We start from the raw sequence: 21,462 nt of genomic DNA on the forward strand, positions 1-21,462 counted from the left end.
TTGCCGGTCGAATGCCACGCCCGGTGCGATAAACCGACCCTCGGCATACAGCGCGTCGTCATACCAGCAGGTGCCGTCAATGATGTACCCGGCGGATTTCAGCTCGCGGAACTTGGCGTTAACCCCTTCCATCAGGTCGCGGACCAGCGTCGGCGTGACGGGTTTATCCATGGCCCACAGGTGCGCCTCGGCCAGAGTGTCCGCCAACACCTGCGCGGTGCGGGTGTAGTTTTCAAAGGCGAACAGCGGGTCGTTGCTACAGGTGCGGGAACCCCAGAATTTAAATCCGTCCTTGCGAATAAGCGTGGTGACGCAGGCTTCATTCAGCAGGTCGGCATCGGTGCCGGTGGTTTGCAAATCCCAGTAGACGTGGCGGGAAATACCGATAACGCCGTTAACGTCCACATTGGATAGCGTCTTATGCCAGCCGGTGTCGTTGTCGATTTTGGCGCGCAGCCCTAGGGCGTAGGCGGTGGCATAAGCGGTATCACTTCACTGGCGGCGATGACCGTATTCCACACCAGGAAATCCGGCCATATCAGCATCAGCTCACGCTGGCTGAAATTGGCGCGGTATGTAATGGCCTCCGCCACCGTTTTGCAGTTCCAGGCGCTGATATAACCGAAAGCACGGAGCTGTTGGCAAATAGAGGCCAGGGCGGTAGCAACCTCCAGATTATCCAGGCCAGGGACGCCGATGATGCGGGGTTTAACGCCGGTTTCAGACTGGGCAGCCAGCAAGGCGTTCAAACCGGTGTAACGGCCTTCGGCATCCACGCCGCCAATGATATTGGCTGTAGTTGTGGCCTCGTCTTTGCCTTCGGCCACGCGAACCACGACGGTGACCAGTTTGGCCTGTGCGGCGATGGCGAGCAGTGAGGAACGTAGCGTGCCGGTGTTGCCCGCTTTTGCAGCAGCGGTCAATATATTGGTGATAAGGACCGGCGTGTTGAGTGGGAAGGTGGCGGCATCGGCATCGTCAGCGGTGCAGACCAGACCGACGACGGAGGTTGATGCGGTGGAAATGGTGCGTGAGCCGTCGTTGATTTCAAGGACGCGGACGCCGTGGTGGTAGTTAGCCATCGGGAAGATCTCTTGGTGAGGGTTATGGGTATGATGCAGGGATTTTTTTCGGTGGGCATGAGGTTTCTGTTTGATCGGGGCCAATACAACGAGGATAAAATTTAACCGGAAAATTTTGTCACGTATCGAGATTATTGAAATGAAGCCGATAAATATCGATTAGCGTATTTAGGAGATAAGTTTGTGGAAGATAGTGATCTCAATCAAGATATTATAAATAAAATATCGGCCATCAGGCCTTATTTTATTTGGGGTAAAAACGGTATAATTGATAAAATTATGCTATGGCTAATTTCAATTCCAACGTTGATTTTTGCTCTGATTATTTTATTTTATATATCAAATGGAATAATTGAAAAATATTATCCTCAGATGCTTGATCTTACCACAAATTACAACGCCTATTATCCCGTGGCAGTAAATATCATTTATATTTATTTGTGTGCAATTATGATGTTTTTTATATTTTTATCGATTTTTCATGGAATAGATGTTCTCTCTAATGGCAAGAAAAATAATGAGGCTAAACATAATTACTTTCTAATAGTACAAAATAGTAAGTTGAGTGATTTTGAACTAAACACTATGAAAATCATTGTCAGTGTAAATTTAACCAAAACTAGCAAAGAAATAAAATATTATCTAATGACGGGCGCCATGTTTGTATTTCTAATATCATCATGGCCTACATTGTCTAAATTTTTAAAATTAGATGCTGAGCTTTTTTTTGATAGCACCCCTTTCCCGATATTTTTACTGCTTTCATCATTTCTAGTGTCAGTTGTTATTCTGTTTGGAATTTTTATCGAAGTACAAAGGAGAAGTGCTTATGCATTAAATGTCATTGAAGCGGCAATAAGTTACAAACGAACAAGATATGAAAATATTTTCAAAATTAAAAAGCTTACGAAATAAATATTAAATGCTTTATCCTTTTTGAGTAATGTGAAAAATTATTCAGTAAGGGTGAAATGAGCATGATTTTTGTACCGACCCAATATGGCCGGTATAAAATTTTATCTTAAAAAATCCGATTTTGTCTTTTAACGCTTCATCCGAAAAAATTTTCCAAGTGTTGACACGAAATATCAAAATACTCCTGACTCATCTCGATCCCGATAAACCGATACCCCTGCCGCAGCGCCGCCACGCCCGTTGACGCACTGCCCACAAACGGGTCGAGTATCAGACTATCGGACCAAGCTTTGATTTGCTTTGTCCCGGTCTTACCCTGGTGGATGAAAATTCCGTCTTCCAACAATTGGCTTTTGCTCAGGCCGAGCACGTCACTTTGCCGCGCCAGGCAGAGATAGGCGATTTCCATCGCCGCACCAACGATACCCGAGGGCGGCGCAGCGGCAGCTATATCGGTTTTCTTGAGGGACATCCGGCAGGCAGCATTCAAAATTACCGGACCGACTATAAAGAGAATTGGAAAGCGGAAGGGGATGCCAAGCCATTGACGCGGGCTGATATCCGGCATTTAAACAGATAACGCAATGAATGATAAACAGACTCTTGCATATTGCATAAAACTGGCATAGATATCCAAAGATAGTGGTGATTTTATTCGCACGAAACTCAATCATTTCAGACATCGCTATTGCGGTTTTTTTGTTTTTTCTCTTTTACACTCTTTTGGTAATTTATAAAAAATCTTCACTTTCATTATTTGTTTCTGCACTTGCATTTCTCTTTATTTTTCTCAATATATATCATGATAAAGCTGGTCATGTTCCATATCAAGGATTCAAATGCTACCGAAATCATCAGAAAGACTTTCATACGAAATGTATTGATGAGAGATTGTATAATATTCAGGAACAGACTCTGTCATTTCGCACCCGGCAGAAAATATTTTTCAAAGCAAATTTTTGAAGTTGCAATTTAATACAAATGTTTTTCTAAAAAATCATCTTATCATCTTATCATCTTGTCATGCTTTTAGCTGAATACGTTTTTTAGTGTTTTTTTGTCATCATTTAGGCCAAGGAGTCGCACGATGAGACGTCTGGTTCTGACTTTTCAGGCGACGCTAGTACAGGATATCATACATCCGCTATCGCCCAATCGGGAGCAAAGTAAAAAGTCATGATAAAGAGACGAAGTACGAAACGGTCAGCGGTTATCATTTTGGCATGGTTGGCGGTGATCGGGGTTCTCGCTATGCTGGATCAGGCCCAAAACGAGGGCCTGATCAGCTCTCGGCGAGCCGCCAAAGAGACAAATTATCCGTCCTTCTGTGAGGTTCCACAAGTCGAACTCTTTTCATGTCGATTAAGCTCGAGGTGGATCGCCTCTTTGTGTTTGGACAAACAAACCAGCAAACTTCAGTTTAGCATTACGAAGGCACAGGGAACCACTGAGGTGCTGCCATTTACCCATCTGTACCAGATAGTCAACGCGGCCTCTAACGGATCTTTGACGATTATCCAGGGCAATACAACGCGCGGCATCTTGACCCTGTTCTTCAGTAATCATTATGCTAATGGCGAGGAAGACAGCGCCGTACAATTTGTGGGGCAAGCGGCCGATTATTGCCTTGATCCCACTATCCGTTATCCCTCCACCTTAATCCAGAGTCCTCAAGGGGGACTTCAGCAATCAATCGATATCTGGAGTTTGCAGAATTATGGTATGGCGAAGCCGTTTTTTGATAGGGCTACTGGAAGAAGAGATGAGACGACAATCTGGAGAATGTGGCCAATTAAAACCCCAAAGCTGGGGAAACACCCCATTAATAATCCCTAACAAGATTTTGATGTCATAGAAAAATATTATGTCCGCTAAAGAAAACATTGACAGATTGACCCTGCTTGTACAGCTTCAGGACTATAGAACGTCGGCCTTTAATACGCAAGACAGCGGTATTGCGAATAATCTGACAACCTTCTCATACGCTAAAACTCAAAGTGGAAATAGTTCTTATACTTTTGGCCTTTATTAATTTGATGTGGGTGCCAATCTCACTGTTCAAAATACATTAGTGAAGGCGCTCATCGTTGCTAACTTTACACACTATCTTCGACGAAAAAGCCACTGAGTGCGTTCGTCTCGTTCTCTTCGCCATCGTCAGGTCCAGGTGCCTTTGCCGGCGGTAATGCAGGCAAAGGCACCGGATGCTTCCCTTCAGGCTATCTCACTCTGTGCGAGCGCCTCTCGACAGAACGGATCACGTTGTAAAACGAGGTGCATTGTAAGTGCCACAGCGATGAGCGCCAGGATTACGCTGATAAGCCCGCCGGTCTGTGTCGCCAACCAAGAATAGTTTCCATTGATAACTATACTTGCCGGCATAGCTGAAAATCCGAAGACAGCGAGGTAGGCCGTTGGGGTCAAAAACAGTATGGAGACAGCTTTCCATCCCCGCAGATATTTTTCGTAGCGGTAGGCGAGCGAGGCGGCCAGAAAAAGTCCAGCAGAATTGGTAAACATCCACCATACAGGAAATTTTTGGAAGACAATAAATGGCTGATTACCGTAATAAAGATAAACCCCAGGGACACGCAGTAACAGTTCTTCAAACAAAACATCCACGGCGCCTGCGATTAAAAAAGCCCCCCATAGCCATTTTGTCTTGACTCCTTTTGAAATCAGGTAATAGTTAATATAAATTAAAACGGCACCGAAGGAAAACCACGCGGCAACCGTATACCACGTCATTTCCCTCCCCCATATGGAAAAAACTACATTTGGATTATGTGGTCCGATTGCATAGAAACAATCTCCGGCAATATCTACAAACACTTCCGGTACGACACAAAGAAGGCCACTGAGGGCAACAAAAATAGGAAGGAGGGATTTCCTTTTTGCTGCATGAAAGCAGGAAATACATACAACAATCAGGCCGCCAATGGTCCAGGCGATTCCGGCGTGCAACGTATTGGTAGCGCTGTAAAAAGTATCTATCGGTGGTATTGGTAACCCAAAAACCGGGTCGATTGGTATCGTTGATGTGCCAGCGGCGTTGGCTGCAATACTGAAGCCAGACAGCAACACCGCGAGCGGGACTCCCATAGCAGTTCCTATCTTTTTCCGAGGGGGCCTGCTCTTTTCACTATCATTTCTAGTCATTTCTATTTCCTTTTCAATAGCGGCCATTTGTACTGCGCCTGTTTCTTTAATCACCAACGTAGACTAAATAGCTGAGCCTAATAGCGCCCCATTTTTTTAGCCCATGCTTGTTGCCGGAGAAAGGGGACGCTGCTTCCATAAACTGCCCTACCTTTCGCAGTAATCGCCACATATGACGGCACAGGTGATTGCGAGTAACCGTTTCATGGAGTGCTAGCCATAACGGTTCAATCCGGTTTACCCAAGATGAATAAATAGGCTGATAAATAACGATAAATTTAGGATTTCCATCCAGCCTACTTTTGTGGATGCTATACACACCGACTTCCGCAGGCGGGATATGTGCAGAGGCGGGCTGTTTTTTATCGCAAGCAGTCAGAGCAAAGAAGACGCTCATCAGAATGCCTACACCGACGCAAGAAATCGGCTTTCTCCTCTCTATTGCTGCATGCGTTCTATTCATCAAGGGATTTTCTTGGAAACTTTTTTAGGTTGATTAACCAACCTATATGTAATAACAAAATATCACATCACCATTGGTTGTTTTTCGATGTTATCATAGATTGACTGACCGACCTATAATTGTCTTGGAGAAATCGTGCGTTCGATCAAAAATGTTCTAAAAGGCTGAATCGTGCGGTATCAATACAATAGTGGATAAAGGCATAGAAAGCAGAGTATCCGGTACTTGTATAATTATGGGCGGCGCACTAATTTGGTGCGATTTTGGGTTGAGTCACTTTTTGATTTCGCGGATAGTGATCACAAGAGACTCTGGGGATAGTCGCCGTAGCCATGATGGAAAAAGCTCCCTAGATCGAGGACGAACAATGACAGCAAATAAAAAATCAGGTGAAACGGCCATAGCCCGGCGACGTAAGGAACAGGTGCTGGACGCTGCGGGTAACTGCTTTCGCCGTGAGGGGTTTCATCGCACTAGCATGGCTCAGATTTCGGCCGCGGCTGATATGAGCTCTGGCCACATCTACCATTTCTTTAAGAGTAAAGAGGACATCGTCGAAGCCACAGTAGCCCGCGAACGCAGCGAATTGGAATTGCTCATCGAAAAAATAAAAACGTCAATGCAGCAAAAGGATGTCATTTCCGCTATTGTCGACGCAACTTCTGAGGAAGCTACCCGTTATTTGGACAGAGAAAACGCCGCGCTTAAGATGGAGATTTTGGCTGAAGGGGCCCGTAATCCTGTGGTTGCAGACCTTATAGAGCACTACGACAATGAGGTGTTTCAGGAATTTTATAAGGTCATTGGAAGTAATTCTTCAGAAACAATTTCACGCTGTGAGATAGTCTCGGCGTTAATGGAAGGATTGTCTGTACGCGCAGTTCGTAATCCACGGTTGGGGGAAACTCTTGACAGAGAGATGGTACGAAAAGTAATCCGGACCATTATGACCTTTTGATCCTGATTTCTGCCGAATCAGCTTACGTGAGGGATGAGGTTCTGGGCGAGTTTGGAGAGATCACTAGCAGCACTAGCCCTGCGGCGTAACCAATCTGGGTGACGGTAACGACCAGGCCTGATAATGCCGGCGGTATTGCCAAGGCTTGTCCAATCGTATGCGCCAGCGGTTGAGCATAATAGATTTTGGCAACAGTCATACCACATGCAGTCGCAAAAACAGTAATCCGGGCTCGAGAAAGCGAGCCGTGGTCTATTTCTTTCATAAAAGATCTCGATTCAAACCGGCACCATGGCGCCGGACAGCTCTGACTGGGAATAACGCTATCTTATATTTATGCTAAAAAATGATTGATAGTGAAAGATAAAATATTGCAAACTCTTGACCGCCAAGGAGTGCATATGAGTTACAACTCAATGATTCATGGCTTAATCATCTGGATAGAAAACCATCTAAATAAGCCACTTTCCATCGACATAGTCGCAAATAAATCGGGTTATTCAAAATGGTATTTGCAACGTATATTTTTACAGGTAACTGACCTTATGCTTGGTACCTATATACGTCAAAGAAAATTATTCGAAACTGCACTCTCGCTTTTAAAAACCAAGCAATCAATTATCGATATTACGATAGCTTATAGCTTCGACTCGCAAGAGACATTTACCCGAGCGTTTAAAAAAGTTCCATTGCACCCCTTCTCGTTACAGGAGGACCATGCCACCTTCAAATGTTGGGATGACAGAATCGAGGAATTCATCACTTATTAGATGCTCAACAAAAAGTGATGAATTACGATCTGTTTTGATATAATTATTCATCTCATATCATCAGTAGCAGTAATTATAATCATGTTAAAATAATGACCAACACACTAGTTCATCTTATTAAAAATAGCCACATTAATATTTATATAACATACATATAAACCAGCTATGTTATGAAAATAATTGACAGCCCTTCATTAAGATTTTATGCAAAGTAGACTACCCATATCTGCTATATTCGCTCTCAGGAAAATTCCATATTGCGGCAATTCAATTTCAATAAATCGATAGTTACCGTAATATACAGCCTTCACTATTAAAGCATTTTTTGCACATTTTTAATAAACTATACGCATTTTTTGCAAATGACCAATTAGTTTGTTGATATATTTTCATGACATGGATTTAAAACCGTCAAGCAAAATGTCTTCAGAGTTATATCCTAAATTTAGAGATATAGAGACCACATCAATCGGTGGAAATATATTTGTATTGTAAACACAGATAGGGGAAGGAACATGTGCAAAAATTTACAAACATTGGTGGAACCTTTGACACTAAGAAATGGTGCTGTTATTCCAAGCAGAATTGCTATGTCGCCAATGGTTGTTGAAGGTTCATCAAAAGACGGATTTGTATCTCAGCAAGATATAGACTATTTTCAAACGCGATCGAATGTTGCCGGATTGATAATCACTGGTGCGGCAGTAGTTAATGAAAACGGTCGTGGGTTTAACTATCAGTTATCCGTGTCGGATGATAAGTATATACATGGATTAGCTAAGTTAGCGGAAAGTATTAAAAAAAACAATAGTAAAGCGGTCCTGCAGATTTATCATTGCGGAAGAGAGGCAGTTATAGCTTATGAGAGACTGGGGGAAGTCATTGCGCCTAGCGCTATTAAGTTTCCCTTTCTTTCTTATGTGCCACGTGAATTGACTTCGAAAGAAATCAAAGAAATCATTAACGATTTTGGACGTGCAACCCAAAGAGCGATTACGGCTGGGTTCGATGGAATTGAGATCCATGGAGCAAATCATTATCTTATTCAGCAATTTTTTTCTGCGTATTCTAACCACAGAACCGACAAATGGGGTGGAAGCTTAAATAATCGCATGAATTTTCCTCTGGCTATTGTTGAGGAAGTACAAAAAGTCGTCAAAAAATTTGCTAAGGCCGATTTTATTGTTGGTTATCGGTTTTCTCCCCAGGAAATTCATGGTGAGAATGTCGGTTACACGATAGATGAATCTCTTCAATTGATTGAGGAAGTGATCAAGCGCAAAGTAGACTATGTTCATGTATCCATATTTACCAACTATAATTCGCACCCGCAAGGATCAACAGAATCATTTGGTCAACTTGTTAGAAAACAAGTGAATGGCCGCGCTGCCGTTATTATTATTTCAAATATCTTCTCTGCAATAGATGCTGCAAATGCTCTGGATCATGGTGATATTGTAGCAATAGGTAGAGAAGCTTTAATTGAACCAGAATTTGCTCTGAAAATTAAAGAAAACAGAATAGATGAAATTGCTTCTGCAATCTCTAAGGAATCGTTTTCCAGATTAGCACTGCCAGACAGATTAACAGAGTGGTATTTATCGGAAAACAATTCCTTACCTCCTCTGCCAGGTGTAGATTCCTTAAGATAGACAGGTAAAATGGACATCCTGGCTTATTGCAAAGTACGCTCAGGTGAGCACTTTATGCAAAAGCCGCCGCAAGCGATAAGGACAACGGATAGAACACCGCATACATTGCTAGATAAAAAACTATAAATTTCAATACGTTTCAGATAATCAAAATCCCATCATCAATCCAAGCGGATCGTGGTGCGTAGCCGGGAATGGGGGCGATCAGCAAACCACAACAAGCCGCCACGCCAGAATCCATGTAGCCTGGCCTGATAGCTGCGATACATGGGACTGCAGGGGCTTCGATCAATAGTAAACGAGCGGTGGCTGCCGCTTTGTTAATGGTAGATGCAGCATTGATGCGGTAGATCGTAGGGGCGTGTTCACGTTGAATTGTTCGAGATGTATAAGCGGGGGAGGACACGCTTTTTCCCGGGAAAGTAGACGGATCTCAGTGAAGCGGCGTCAAGCGACCGAGCATGCAGTGAGTTGTTTGCGATAGAGAGCGGCACGAAGTAGTGGCACTTCAGCGCGAAGTTCTACCGGAGCGGACCAAAGCTCAACAAAAAAGCCCATGCGCGTTCAGAAATGCGAAAGAAACGCACGCCTCGAAGGACGTTCACTTGTGGGATGCGTCGTTGGCTTCTATTATAATGAAACGATGTCTATGAATCAGATGACTATCTTTTAGATATCCGGTCATAATCTGGTATTTAAAAATTTATGATGTAGTTTAGTAATTGTCAAGCAATAGCATAGAAAAATTTATTAGAGATTATGAATATTTATTTCACATTATTCAATCAATTTTATAGTTCGCATGAAATGATATATCCTTATAATTTTTTTCACATGTCTATGGTGGGGTGACTATCTATGGATAATAATCTATCAATATAAAATCAATCCTGCTAATGTGAAATTAATAAAGGGGTTGTCATTGTTTTCAACAGCGACCTGGTGACACCGCCGAATAATATTTCACTAGACCTACTGTGACTGTAAGCACCCAATACGATAAGATCAATTTGATGAGCTGTAACATATTCCATCAATACACTGGCTACAGGTTTCCCATGAGATGATACTGGGTCGACAATAATTTTAACACCATGGCGATTAAGATAGACCAATAAATCGGCTCCAAACAAATCGCCATGATCTGGATGCCTGTCTGGATCGACTTCAACTACCGAGACTGACTGCGCCGCGATCAAAAAGGGTAAGGAATCTGTTATTGCACGCCTCGCCTCGCGGCTGCCGTTCCAACCGAGCAAAACCCGTTTGCCAATCTCGCCTGAAGGATTCGTCCATCCATTTGGCACAAGAAGAAACGGAACTCCGTTAGCTAATAATATTGTTTCAGCAGACCAGTTTTTCGGTAACCCATTGGTACCCGGATTACCGGCAATAATCATGTCTGCATATAACAAAAATGAATTAATACGTCGTTTTACTTCGCTATCTTTAATGATATAAAATTCAGAACTGATCTTTTCACTGGCTTGTGCCGCGTCGAAAAATTCTTTTGCCGTTTTCGATGTTTCAATCTCCTGGTCGCGATGAAATTTTGTCACCGATTTTATTGCCGCACTGCCTACAGAGTAGTTTTCATGGATACTGGTATCCCAGGACGTAGGCGCTATAAATATACCGATGAGATGGGCATTATGGTCACGGGCGATTTTCACGGCATAATCGATACGAGTCCAGCTGTCAGGAGAAATATCAATAAACACCACTATAGTCTTGAGCGCCATGAGTCGGTATCCTTAAAATATTTGAATAAAACTGATAAAATAATTGTTAATACTGGCCTGCTTGTACGCTCTTATACTGAACTGGCTCATATCAGAGAAATGCCTTGTACAAGCATATCCACGGCAAAACGGACACTTTGCTCTCTTTCGGGTATAGAAGGTTCGATGAGGAGCTCAAAGAGCAAGCCGGTTAGTGTCGCCTGCTGAGTCCAAAGGAGGCAATTCATCTTTTTTTCTACATCTTGATCCTGCCCACCACGAGCCCGCCGCAGCAATAAGGATAATGTGGCTTTTTTTAAACAGTCATTAAGCCGGCTTCGCATTGTTGTCACTTTGCACCTGACGGAGGGCTCCAGGGAACTCCACTCTGTTTCAAGAAGAAGAATCTGCATTAGCATTCGCGTATCTTGATCATTAGCAATGTTCAGCAATACTTCCGTAATAGCTTCCCACAGCGCCACTATATTTTTATCGTCAGGTAAATCATCAAATGGCATCTTACGATTTTCAAGCAAATGGACCAAAACATCATTTTTGTCCCGAAAATGCCAGTAAATGGCGCCTCGGGTCATTCCGGCATGTTCGGCAATTTTACATAAAGTTGCGGCGGCCCACCCCTCTCTACTGATGACGTCTGCGGCGGCTAAAAGGATCCGTTGGCGCGTTATCTTCGCATCCTCTACAGTCATCCTCACCATGATGAGTTACCTTCAAGTTAAGAGAAAAATTGGCACTTGGCCGTATTCACTTCCTACCCGCCATAGTGCTCTATCCCACTTCCCGGCCACGTATTTCAATACATACCTCTGGCATTATCCCGCGTCTGTCGATAAAACCGAGTCGAGGGATACTGGCGTGGGTTAAGGAGGACCATGGGTAACACCACATGCCCTTCTTAACGCGTCAACAACTCGCAACGACTCCGGCCATATCCTCATCATTTATCACTGTACCGCATTACAATACAGGTGTACCGTAAAAAAATCCCGTTTACAACTCTGTTTTGCGACTTCATCGATATGTGGCATCATTTACTCTGGAAATAAGGGGAAAAAGAATCCAAGGAAAATCGAACATGGTAGGGGATCATCTCAACGGGAAAGATAAGCAAGGAATGGCGGTCATTTCAAAAGCAGCGGCAGTGCTGCGCGCGTTGGGCCGACATCCCAATGGACTGAGCCTTAATGGCATTGCAGAAGAAACATCGCTTCCCCGGTCAACCGTACAACGGATAATCGATGCGCTTGAAGTAGAGCAGTTTGTTGAACCTCTTGAATCCGGTAACGGCACACGTCTCGGTCCATCACTAGGCCAACTGATGCGCTCAGCCCATAGCGATATTGTGACGGTAGTGAGGCCTTATCTTGAAAACTTATCGCAGGCAGTCCATGAAACGGTGGTCCTGGGCAGTGCGATAGGCCATCAGACGATAGTCGTAGACCGTATTATAGTTGAGCAGCCTCTTTGTGTGATTGTCCCTGTGGGAACAACCGCTCCTCCCTATACGACGGCGGTAGGCAAGGCGTTACTTTCACAGCTACCGGATGCCTCGGTTGAAAAATTCTTGGAAAACAGAATGCACCCGATGACGTCCAAGTCGGTACGTAGCATGCCCCAACTCCTTATTCAACTCCAGGAAATACGCCGTAATGGGATGGCTTATGATGAGGAGGAACATATCGAAGGCGTTTGCACTGTCGCCGTTCCACTGATGACAGTTATGGGTATAGGCCCTTACGCGGTGGCCATAGCCGCCCCGATACCACGTTATTACAGCAAGTTAGAATCGCTTGAAAAAGAAATCAAGAAATGCAGGGATAGCATCGAAATCGCATTGCAGTCGATATGGCGGGCAACATAAACAGCTGCTCGAAAGGTAACACGGGGTGATTTGTCAATGCCAAATGAATTTTTACATGGGTGCTAGCAGCAATCATTCATACAGATTAAAATAACTCAATATCATTTAGATACGTAACAGTATTCAATTTTTCCACGCTGTCAGGCGCGATAGCTGCCCATCGAATGTTGCAGGCGATGCCGGCTTTATAAACCGATCCCTTCAGTATATGAAGCACAACATATTCTCCTTCGGGCTTCTTTCAACCAGAAAAAAAGCAAGAACAATCGTTTTATGCTCACTGCTTTAACGATTTTTCCGGAAAAAGAGCGGCGGTGCTGGCTTTGATAATTTGGAAACCCGCCTGAATGTCGGTATCTTCAGGATTTAACAGATGCTGCATTGATATACCGAAAGACGCCGAGAGAATGAAGCGTGTGATCACCCCTGATGAAGTGAAATCCGGGAGTTCATGTCTGTCTTTATGACGAATAACCTGATCCTCTATCATGCTGGTGGTATCGGACAATAATGTCGCAATCTCAGCACGAAACTTATCCGAACCGAGGGCAACATTGAAAAACTCCAGAAAATTACGGTATGTATCCGTTTTTTCTTTCAGAAGAAACTCTTGATAATCAACCAGCGCCGTAATGCGCTCGCGAAGAGTATTGCTGTCCTTTAGCCAATCAGTCAGGCCGACAGCATAATCCTGTTTCATTCTTCCCAAGACGGCGGAAAATAAGCCGTCTTTGTTTTCATAGTAGTAATTAAGCTGGCCAAGGGCTACATCGGCCTCATCGGCGATGCCTCTGAGCGTCACCCTCGCACATCCTTTAGCTGCAATAGACTTGAAAGCAGCGTCGAGGATACGCTCCGCGGTCAATTCCCCTTTGGAAGCGATTGGCATGGTTATTCCCTGTCTGTTCATCATTGAAAAGTAAGCCACCGGTGGCGCCTTGATAATATCCTGACCGATATTCCATTTTACAACAGCTTGACGGCGGGTTAAAGCAAGCTTATTTTGGTACGGATGTCCGCATAAAAATGTGAGCAATCACGGTTATTGTTGTACGGTTATTTTTTGTCTGCCCTGATAGGACCGACCGGCGATGAACACGGATTTATGTCAGGTTCCTGAAGAGATAATCCACTGTTTTTTGATAAGTATGATGGCCGCGCCCCGTTAGCGATATCGGTATTTGTTCAAGGACTGCGGGTAATCTTTCTGTACGAGCGAAGTTTTTACTTAATTATTTTCACAACCTTCGTCTGTGTCGTTCCGGTGAGAGTGAACGGCTTAAGAATGAATGTGCTTGAATGATGGGATTATAAAGATTATGCGCTTTAAAAAATCAGTTATGTTTATGATTTTTTTGCTTATTGGATGTGATGGTTCCACCCCCCAATCCACGCAAAAGGCCTCTCCGCCACAGGTCAATATCGTCACGTTACATACCCAGGCTGTGGCACTTTCAACCAGTCTGCCGGGCAGAACTACGGCGGTACGGGGAGCGGAGGTCCGGCCGCAGGTTGACGGCATTATTCTGAAACGCCTGTTTACCGAAGGCGCTGAAGTGAAAGCCGGGCAACAACTTTACCAGATTGACCCGGTCGCTTATCAGGCCACCTTTGATAAGGCGCAGGCCACCTTGAATAACGCCGATGCCGTCGCCAGACGTTACAAACCGCTGTCGGAAGCTCACGCGGTCAGTGCTCAAGTCTATGACGATGCGGTCGCTGCGGCCAAAGAAGCGGCCGCCGATCTGGAAACCGCGCGGGTTAACTTAAAATATACCGAGGTCAGAGCGCCGATTTCAGGTCATATCGGTCGCTCGATGTATACGGAAGGTGCGTTGGTCACCAGCGGGCAAAGCAATTACCTGACCACCATCCAACAATTGGATCCCATGTATGTGGATATCAGCGAATCCTCCCAGGATTTACTGCGTCTGCGGCGCGCGCTGGCCGAAGGTCACCTCAAAGCGGCCGGGGACAATGCCGCCGCGATGCAACTGACGCTCGAAGACGGCAGTCCGTACGCTTACGAGGGCAAGCTTCAGTTCTCGGAAGTGACCGTGGATGAAGGGACCGGCTCAGTGACGATGCGCGCCACCTTTCCCAACCCGCACGATGAATTGCTGCCGGGGATGTTTGTGCATGCCCTCTTGCAACAAGGAGTACAAGAGCACGGTATCCTGGTGCCGCAGGAAGCGATCAGCCATGATGTCAAAGGTAAACCCTTTGTTTATATCGTGAAGCCGGACAATACCGTTGAACAGCGCACCATTGCCACCGGGGAAATGGCAAAAGGTCAATGGCTGGTGACCCAGGGACTGAGAGCGGGTGAAAAGGTGATCACCGACGGGCTGCAAAATATCAGAGCGGGGATCACGGTAATGACCAGCGAACGTCAGAACATCCCCGCATCAGAGAGCAACAACAATTCTTCAATGACTGACCCGTCGGCTCAATAGGGAAAATACCATGTCAAAGTTTTTTATTGAACGCCCTATTTTCGCTTGGGTTATCGCTATCGTTATTATGCTGGCAGGCGGCCTGTCCATTCTGTCATTACCGGTAAATCAATATCCCAATATCGCTCCACCTGCCATCTCCGTTACCGCCAGCTACCCGGGCGCCAGCGCAGAAACGGTACGTAACACCACGGTTCAGGTTATTGAACAGCAACTGAACGGGCTGGATAACCTGCGCTATATCGAGTCGCAAAGTAACAGCGATGGCAGCGCCGTTATTATCGTCACCTTTGATCAAGGCACCGATCCTGATATTGCCCAGGTGCAGGTGCAAAATAAAGTCTCGCTGGCAGAACCGCAATTGCCCGATGAAGTCACCAGCCAGGGGTTGCGGGTGGCCAAATATCAATCGAATTTTATGATGATTGTCGGTCTGACGTCCAAAAACGGCAAATTGAGCAACTCGGACCTGAGTGATTTGTTGGTGTCAAAACTCGAAGATCCCATCACCCGGACCAAAGGGGTGGGTGACTTTTTGGTGTTGGGCTCCGAGTATGCAATGCGTGTCTGGCTCGACCCCGCCAAGTTATATAAATATCAATTAATACCCAGTGATGTTTCCAACGCGATTAGCCAGCAGAACCAGCAGATATCTTCCGGGAAAATCGGCGGGTTACCCACGGTCAAAGGCACTAAAATCAGCGCGACCATTATCGGTAAAACCCGATTGGAAACGGTCAAACAATTTGAAGATATATTTTTGAAAGTGAACCCGGATGGCTCGCAGGTCAGGTTACGCGATGTCGCTAATATCGATTTGGGCCCACAGGATTACAGCATCTCATCAACCGCCAATGGACAACCAGCGAGTGGTATTGCTTTGCGCTTGGCCAGCGGGGCAAACATTCTTGATACCGCTGATAGGGTACGCGCGACGATTGCCAACCTGAAGTCTTCATTGCCTGAGGGAGTGGAGGTTCAATATCCCTATGACACCTCGCCGGTCGTCAGCGCGTCCATCGAGGAAGTGGTAAAAACACTGGTTGAAGCCATTGCGCTGGTCTTCAGCGTCATGCTGTTGTTTCTGCAAAACCTGCGGGCCACGTTGATAACGACCATGGTGGTCCCGGTGGTCTTGCTGGGCACCTTTGGTGTGCTGGCGGCAGTGGGTTATTCCATTAATACGCTGACGATGTTTGGCATGGTGCTGGCCATCGGTCTGTTAGTCGATGACGCCATCGTGGTGGTGGAAAATGTCGAGCGGGTGATGACCGAAGAAAACCTCGGGCCGAAAGAAGCCACCCTTAAATCAATGATACAAATCCAGGGTGCATTGTTCGGTATCGCGTTGGTTTTATCGGCGGTGCTGGTCCCTATGGCCTTTTTCAGCGGTTCGACCGGCATCATCTATCGGCAGTTTTCCATTACTATCGTATCGGCGATGGCGTTATCAGTATTGATGGCCCTGATTTTTACCCCGGCGTTGTGTGCCACCATGTTAAAACCCTCGGTCAAAGGACAGGTGAAACGTGGATTTTCCGGCTGGTTTAATCGGAAATTTGATTCCGGCGTGGTGTCTTATACGCGCAGTGTCAGTAGTGTTATTTCCCGACGCCATCTTTTCCTGCTGATTTATTTAGGCATTATTCTGGCAACGGGCTATCTCTTTACGCGCGTACCGACGACCTTTCTGCCGGATGAAGATCAGGGCATTATGCTGATGCAGGTGACATTACCGGCCAATGCCTCCGCCGAGCGAACTGAGCAGGTATTAATGGATATGAAAGATTATCTGCTGAAAAATGAGTCGGCGATGATCAGTTCGGTTTTTACCGCGAATGGTTTCAGCTTTGCCGGACGCGGTCAGAATAGCGCCATCGCGTTTGTGAAGTTGAAAGACTGGGGAGCCCGTACCCGGGCACAGACGGTACAGGCCTTGGCCGCCCGGGCTATGCAACACTTTGCGACATTGAAAGACGCGAAGGCCTTTGCCCTGGTTCCGCCCGCCGTGGTCGAACTGGGCAATGCGACCGGTTTTGACTTTTTTCTTCAGGATATTAACGATCAGGGGCACGAAGCGTTGATGAGCGCCCGCAATCAGTTTTTCCAACTCGCTGCCCAGGATAAACGCCTGACCGCAGTACGGCCTAACGGGATGGAAGATGAGCCCGAATATCAACTGCTCATTGATGATGAACGCGCGCGCGCCCTGGGGCTCAGCGTGGAGGATGTCAACGACGCCCTCTCCTCGGCCTGGGGCTCCAGCTATGTCAATCAATTTATGTATGGAGGCCGGGTAAAACAGGTGTATATCCAGGGACGTGCCCCATCGCGTGTCTCGCCGGAAGATCTGAATCAATGGTATTTCCGCAACAGCAAGGGTCAAATGGTGCCGTTCAGCGCATTCGGCAGCGGGAAATGGATATACGGTTCTCCCCGCTATGACCGTTTTAACGGTATCTCGGCGGTAGAAATCATGGGCTCGCCGGCGGCTGGTTTCAGCTCCGGCGAGGCGGTAAAAGCCGTCAATGACATTGCCGCTAAATTGCCCAAAGGATTTCTGGTGCAATGGCATGGCTTATCCTATGAAGAACAACTTTCCGGCTCTCAAACCCCGGCCTTGTATACCATTTCCATCATTGTGGTTTTCCTCTGTTTGGCCGCGTTATATGAAAGCTGGTCAATTCCCTTTTCGGTCCTGTTAGTCATCCCGCTGGGTATCGTGGGAACCGTTGGGGCGGTATTACTGCGGGGTTTGCAAAATGATATTTATTTCCAGATTGGGCTGTTAACGACGATTGGGCTGGCATCAAAAAACGCCATTCTGATTGTCGAATTTGCGAAAGCCCTGCACGAAAAAGAGGGTAGGGACATTGTTGAAGCGGCGGTTGACGCGGCCCAACTGCGTATCCGGCCCATTATTATGACCTCCATGGCCTTTATACTGGGTGTCCTTCCCTTATCAATATCCCACGGCGCCGGCTCAGGCAGCCAGCATTCAATCGGTACCGCGGTCATTGGCGGCATGCTGACCGCGACCTTCCTGGCCATCTTTTTTGTCCCCTTGTTCTATGTGGTGGTAGTCAAAATATTCAGTCGTGAAAAAAAGACCGCGTCCTTGTACCACGAGGCGACAAATCATGAATAAATTTTATCATACGCTACCTTTGCTGCCGGCTATAATTGCGGTGGCTCTGGCAGGTTGTACGCTACAGCCCAAGTATCACCGGCCTGCTTTGCCGGTGGCCGCTAAATGGGACGTAGACGGACCGGCAGGGGTAAACGGGGCGGATATCGGCTGGAAAGCCTTCTTTACCGATCCCGAAATAAAGCGGCTTATCGGATTGGCATTAGTCAATAACCGCGATTTGCGGGTCGCGGCGCTCAATGTCGAGACGGCGCGGGCACAGTTCCACATTGACCGGGCGGCGTTATTACCCACGGTGGATTTGTCCGCCAGCCAAACGTCCGAGCATCTGCCGGGGAATCTGTTCACAACGCAAAGCATCGGGCCGGTAACCTATCATCAATACGACGCCAATCTGGGCGTCACCGCATGGGAAATGGATTTCTTCGGCCGCTTGCGCAGCTTGCGCGACGAAGGGCTGGAGAGCTATCTGTCCACCGAGGCGACCCGGCAGGCGACGCAAATCAGCCTGATGGCTGAAGTGGCGACCGGCTATCTGACGTTGTGTTCGGACCATGAATTGCTGACGCTGGCGCAAAATACCGCCGACAGCCAGCAGCGTTCGTATGATTTAACTAAACGCAGCTATGATGGCGGGGTAAGTACTTCTCAGGACCTGGCGCAGGCGGAAACCACGGTGCGCAGCGCCCAGGCCGATGTGGCGCAATATACCCGCCAGGTCCGGCAGGATGTCGATGCCCTGCGCTTGCTGGTCGGCACCGAATTGCCCGCCGGGCTGGTTGAACATGCCCGGTTGAATCAGGACTGGCATTTCCCGGCGACCCCGGCTGGTTTACCGTCTGATTTGTTGACGCGGCGGCCGGATATTATTGCTGCCGAACATACCCTGAAAGGGGCCAATGCCGATATCGGCGCGGCGCGGGCGGCATTTTTCCCCACCATCAGCCTGACGACGGCCGGTGGCTCCTCCAGCAGCAGCCTCGACCATCTGCTAAAAGGCGGTACCGCGGCCTGGTCGTTTGTGCCTTCCGTCAGCCTGCCGATTTTTGACGGCGGCGTCAATCAGGCCAATTTAGATATCGCGAAAACCGAGCGAAAAATTGAGGTGGCGAACTATGAAAAAACCATTCAAACAGCGTTTAAAGAGGTTTCCGACGCCCTGGCCGGCCAGGTAACGTATCAGGACGAGTTAAACGCCCGCGCCTTGGATACTGCCGCCAACCAGCGCAACTATGATGCGTCGGATATGCGTTATCGGCAGGGGGTGGATAATTATTTGAATGTCCTGGTTGCTCAGCGTTCGCTTTATGCCGCGCAGCAGTCACAAATCAACACCCGATTGGGATTACTGGAGCAACAAATAACCCTTTACAAAGTACTGGGCGGAGGCTGGAAAGGGTAATCATCGATACCGCCACGGCCTGTTACCATCAATACAGGGCAGTCGTTGCGTATTCAATGATCGGAATGGACCGAAACAGGCACTGTGCGATTTCAGTCCATTAGTTTGGGCTTTGCGCTTTACCCCCCCCGTCATTGCTGTGTCTCGTCTTAAAAAGACGAGAATCAATTAGCAAGGAGAGTACGCATCAATTATGTGGACCCGGCAAAATTGGTCAATGGCTTGTGCTGCCGACTTTCAAAGTGCTGCACCGCACCACGACGCTGGGCCGTATTTGGCTCGAGGGGCACGCCCTAAGGATCGATACCTCGTGCGGGCAACCACAGTTTGCTCAGTATTTCCTCTATTTTTGGCGTAAAAAGATCACTCCCCGGAGCCTGGGCGTAAACCGATACTGTCCCTGGCGCCACTCCGATCCCTCCGGGTATCTCGTGTGAATGAGCAGTGACGCTCACCAATAATATTTTTAATCGTTGGCATGTGATAACAATTTCGTGCAGAAATCACAGACTCATCACGCCCGGCTGGGCACTATATCACGAATACTAAATCACGAATAAGTACGGCCGTCTCGCCATTGCATAGGCGTTCTCTCATTCACTACGGAAATCTGGCCGTGACCTCTGTGAGGTCTTCACGCCGGTTAGCGAAGCATTAATAACAATTATTTACAAATATTAAACAATATTTATGAAATGTGGATTCAATCACACTGACTTGTCTATAAAACGACCATCATTAACTTGCACTGAGGAGGTAATGATGAACATGAAAAGCATCTCAGCCAGTAACATCAGCATCAGAGATATCGAAGCCATAGCAGCGATAGCTGTCATCGTGTGCTTAGTGGCATATAATTTATTTTTTTAAAAAAAGGAGCCGGAAAGTTTTGGGATTAAATAGTTTCTTTCCTCTTATTTGATGGTACCTCCATTAAAAGAAGGTACCATTTTGTTTGTGCTTCTTCTTTCAGCCCAGGCGTTCATCACAACCTCCTGCGTCACACGACTGGTCGTCTAATTTTTTCATGGGACCAGAGGAGCGAATGTTGCCAGTAATAATATCAATTTTTTGTAAAAAAATGGGCCGACTACAGTCCTTAGGGGATATAACAATGAAATTGCCATGCATTGTAGGTTAGTAGCCCCGAGAGACAATGACAAATTAACTGTGCTGGCTTGTGGAACTGCCCCTATAACTGAATTTCCCAATTGTTCAGCAAAATGCGTTCAACTCTCATTTTAGCGGATTGCTGGTGACGGGCACTATGCAGATTATGAGAACAAAAAAATGCCCGTAGCATGTGAACACGGGCAAAAGCTAAAAGGAAAGGGGGAGTGTGAGACTGTATGAATACTAACATTGAATATTATGAGAATGTTAACAATTAATGCGGGTGACGCGAAAAATTGCCATTTAGCAAAGTGACGTCCCAATCATTGGGTGCTAAATAGATTTATTGGCTGGCTGAAACAATTTAGGAACAAATCCGTGCCGCATCAAAAAATTATCAACAGGCTCATCTCCACTGATACCGATGAACCGGCCGCCGCTGGCGTGGTGTTGCTACACCACTCAGCAATATTAAATAATTAATCGTTCCTCGGGGGAGAGAATAAACACCCCTTAAACTTAAATTAATATTAAACGACACTTCTCCTTAAAGCATAAAAAGACAATAATTTGACGGTCTTATGATGCAATCATAACAATGATACCTAATCAATCTGAGATTTACGGCATTTATGCACAAGCGAAGCAGGTTCGGGAAAATTACCACACATGAATTTTAGTGACAATAATCACATAGTCTTGTACCCCTAATTCTACAGGGGTTGCCGCGGTATGGATATG

15 protein-coding genes and 3 pseudogenes are annotated in these 21,462 nt (G+C 46.4%); 9 read left to right on the forward strand and 9 right to left on the reverse strand.

The features are described from left to right. A pseudogene (locus HB631_RS20585) lies at window positions 1-1,082 on the reverse strand (phage tail sheath protein); the annotation flags it as partial. A gap of 183 nt (window positions 1,083-1,265) precedes the next feature. On the opposite strand from HB631_RS20585, the gene HB631_RS20590 reads away from it, so the two are divergent. Next, window positions 1,266-1,997, forward strand: coding sequence for a hypothetical protein (locus tag HB631_RS20590; protein ID WP_213993053.1), 732 nt, complete (start codon window positions 1,266-1,268; stop codon window positions 1,995-1,997). Between the two features lie 136 nt (window positions 1,998-2,133). Here the strand turns inward: HB631_RS20590 and HB631_RS20595 are convergent, their stop codons facing one another. Then, complete coding sequence (locus HB631_RS20595) at window positions 2,134-2,292, reverse strand: DNA methyltransferase (protein ID WP_345945729.1); 159 nt, start codon at window positions 2,290-2,292, stop codon at window positions 2,134-2,136. After that, window positions 2,275-2,421 (reverse strand): annotated as a pseudogene (locus HB631_RS20600) (integrase); the annotation flags it as partial. The pseudogene HB631_RS20600 and the gene HB631_RS20595, both read right to left, overlap by 18 nt. 827 nt (window positions 2,422-3,248) lie before the next feature. On the opposite strand from HB631_RS20600, the gene HB631_RS20605 reads away from it, so the two are divergent. Beyond that, a complete protein-coding gene (locus HB631_RS20605) occupies window positions 3,249-3,833 on the forward strand; it encodes a hypothetical protein (RefSeq protein ID WP_213993054.1) in 585 nt (194 codons plus the stop codon). A 378-nt stretch (window positions 3,834-4,211) separates the two neighbouring features. Here HB631_RS20605 and HB631_RS20610 read toward each other — a convergent pair whose 3' ends face one another. Then, a complete protein-coding gene (locus HB631_RS20610) occupies window positions 4,212-5,183 on the reverse strand; it encodes a hypothetical protein (RefSeq protein ID WP_213993055.1) in 972 nt (323 codons plus the stop codon). A 19-nt stretch (window positions 5,184-5,202) separates the two neighbouring features. After that, window positions 5,203-5,442 (reverse strand): annotated as a pseudogene (locus HB631_RS20615) (IS630 family transposase); the annotation flags it as partial. Between the two features lie 544 nt (window positions 5,443-5,986). Here HB631_RS20615 and HB631_RS20620 point away from each other — a divergent pair. Next, complete coding sequence (locus tag HB631_RS20620; protein WP_213993056.1) at window positions 5,987-6,577, forward strand: TetR/AcrR family transcriptional regulator; 591 nt, start codon at window positions 5,987-5,989, stop codon at window positions 6,575-6,577. A gap of 22 nt (window positions 6,578-6,599) precedes the next feature. Here the strand turns inward: HB631_RS20620 and HB631_RS20625 are convergent, their stop codons facing one another. Continuing rightward, complete coding sequence (locus tag HB631_RS20625; protein ID WP_213993057.1) at window positions 6,600-6,842, reverse strand: hypothetical protein; 243 nt, start codon at window positions 6,840-6,842, stop codon at window positions 6,600-6,602. Between the two features lie 136 nt (window positions 6,843-6,978). On the opposite strand from HB631_RS20625, the gene HB631_RS20630 reads away from it, so the two are divergent. Further along, window positions 6,979-7,347, forward strand: a complete 369-nt coding sequence (locus HB631_RS20630; protein ID WP_213993058.1) for a helix-turn-helix domain-containing protein — start codon at window positions 6,979-6,981, stop codon at window positions 7,345-7,347. Window positions 7,348-7,862: 515 nt separating this feature from the next. After that, window positions 7,863-8,999, forward strand: a complete 1,137-nt coding sequence (locus HB631_RS20635; protein ID WP_213993059.1) for an NADH-dependent flavin oxidoreductase — start codon at window positions 7,863-7,865, stop codon at window positions 8,997-8,999. A gap of 893 nt (window positions 9,000-9,892) precedes the next feature. Here HB631_RS20635 and HB631_RS20640 read toward each other — a convergent pair. Next, window positions 9,893-10,741: a universal stress protein gene (locus tag HB631_RS20640; protein WP_213993060.1), complete on the reverse strand. Its 849-nt coding sequence runs from the start codon at window positions 10,739-10,741 to the stop codon at window positions 9,893-9,895. Between the two features lie 86 nt (window positions 10,742-10,827). Continuing rightward, window positions 10,828-11,439, reverse strand: coding sequence for a TetR family transcriptional regulator (locus HB631_RS20645; RefSeq protein ID WP_213993061.1), 612 nt, complete (start codon window positions 11,437-11,439; stop codon window positions 10,828-10,830). Between the two features lie 377 nt (window positions 11,440-11,816). Here HB631_RS20645 and HB631_RS20650 point away from each other — a divergent pair, with 377 nt between their 5' ends. Further along, entirely contained in the window at window positions 11,817-12,602 is a 786-nt protein-coding gene (locus HB631_RS20650; protein WP_213993062.1) for an IclR family transcriptional regulator, read from the forward strand. A gap of 277 nt (window positions 12,603-12,879) precedes the next feature. Here HB631_RS20650 and HB631_RS20655 read toward each other — a convergent pair whose 3' ends face one another. Further along, complete coding sequence (locus HB631_RS20655; RefSeq protein ID WP_213993063.1) at window positions 12,880-13,491, reverse strand: TetR/AcrR family transcriptional regulator; 612 nt, start codon at window positions 13,489-13,491, stop codon at window positions 12,880-12,882. Between the two features lie 430 nt (window positions 13,492-13,921). Here HB631_RS20655 and HB631_RS20660 point away from each other — a divergent pair, with 430 nt between their 5' ends. The 3 genes from HB631_RS20660 to HB631_RS20670 are packed head-to-tail and all read left to right on the forward strand — an operon-like array spanning window position 13,922 to window position 19,608. Beyond that, window positions 13,922-15,058 carry an efflux RND transporter periplasmic adaptor subunit gene (locus HB631_RS20660; RefSeq protein WP_213993064.1) on the forward strand — a complete coding sequence of 379 codons (1,137 nt, stop codon included), beginning with the start codon at window positions 13,922-13,924 and terminating at the stop codon, window positions 15,056-15,058. Window positions 15,059-15,068: 10 nt separating this feature from the next. Next, window positions 15,069-18,206, forward strand: a complete 3,138-nt coding sequence (locus HB631_RS20665) for an efflux RND transporter permease subunit (protein ID WP_213993065.1) — start codon at window positions 15,069-15,071, stop codon at window positions 18,204-18,206. Beyond that, window positions 18,199-19,608, forward strand: a complete 1,410-nt coding sequence (locus HB631_RS20670; RefSeq protein WP_213993066.1) for an efflux transporter outer membrane subunit — start codon at window positions 18,199-18,201, stop codon at window positions 19,606-19,608. The genes HB631_RS20665 and HB631_RS20670 overlap by 8 nt, the downstream gene beginning before the upstream one ends. Window positions 19,609-21,462 lie beyond the last annotated feature (1,854 nt).

The sequence above is a fragment of the Sodalis sp. dw_96 genome, assembly GCF_018449575.1.
GTDB lineage: Bacteria > Pseudomonadota > Gammaproteobacteria > Enterobacterales > Enterobacteriaceae > Acerihabitans.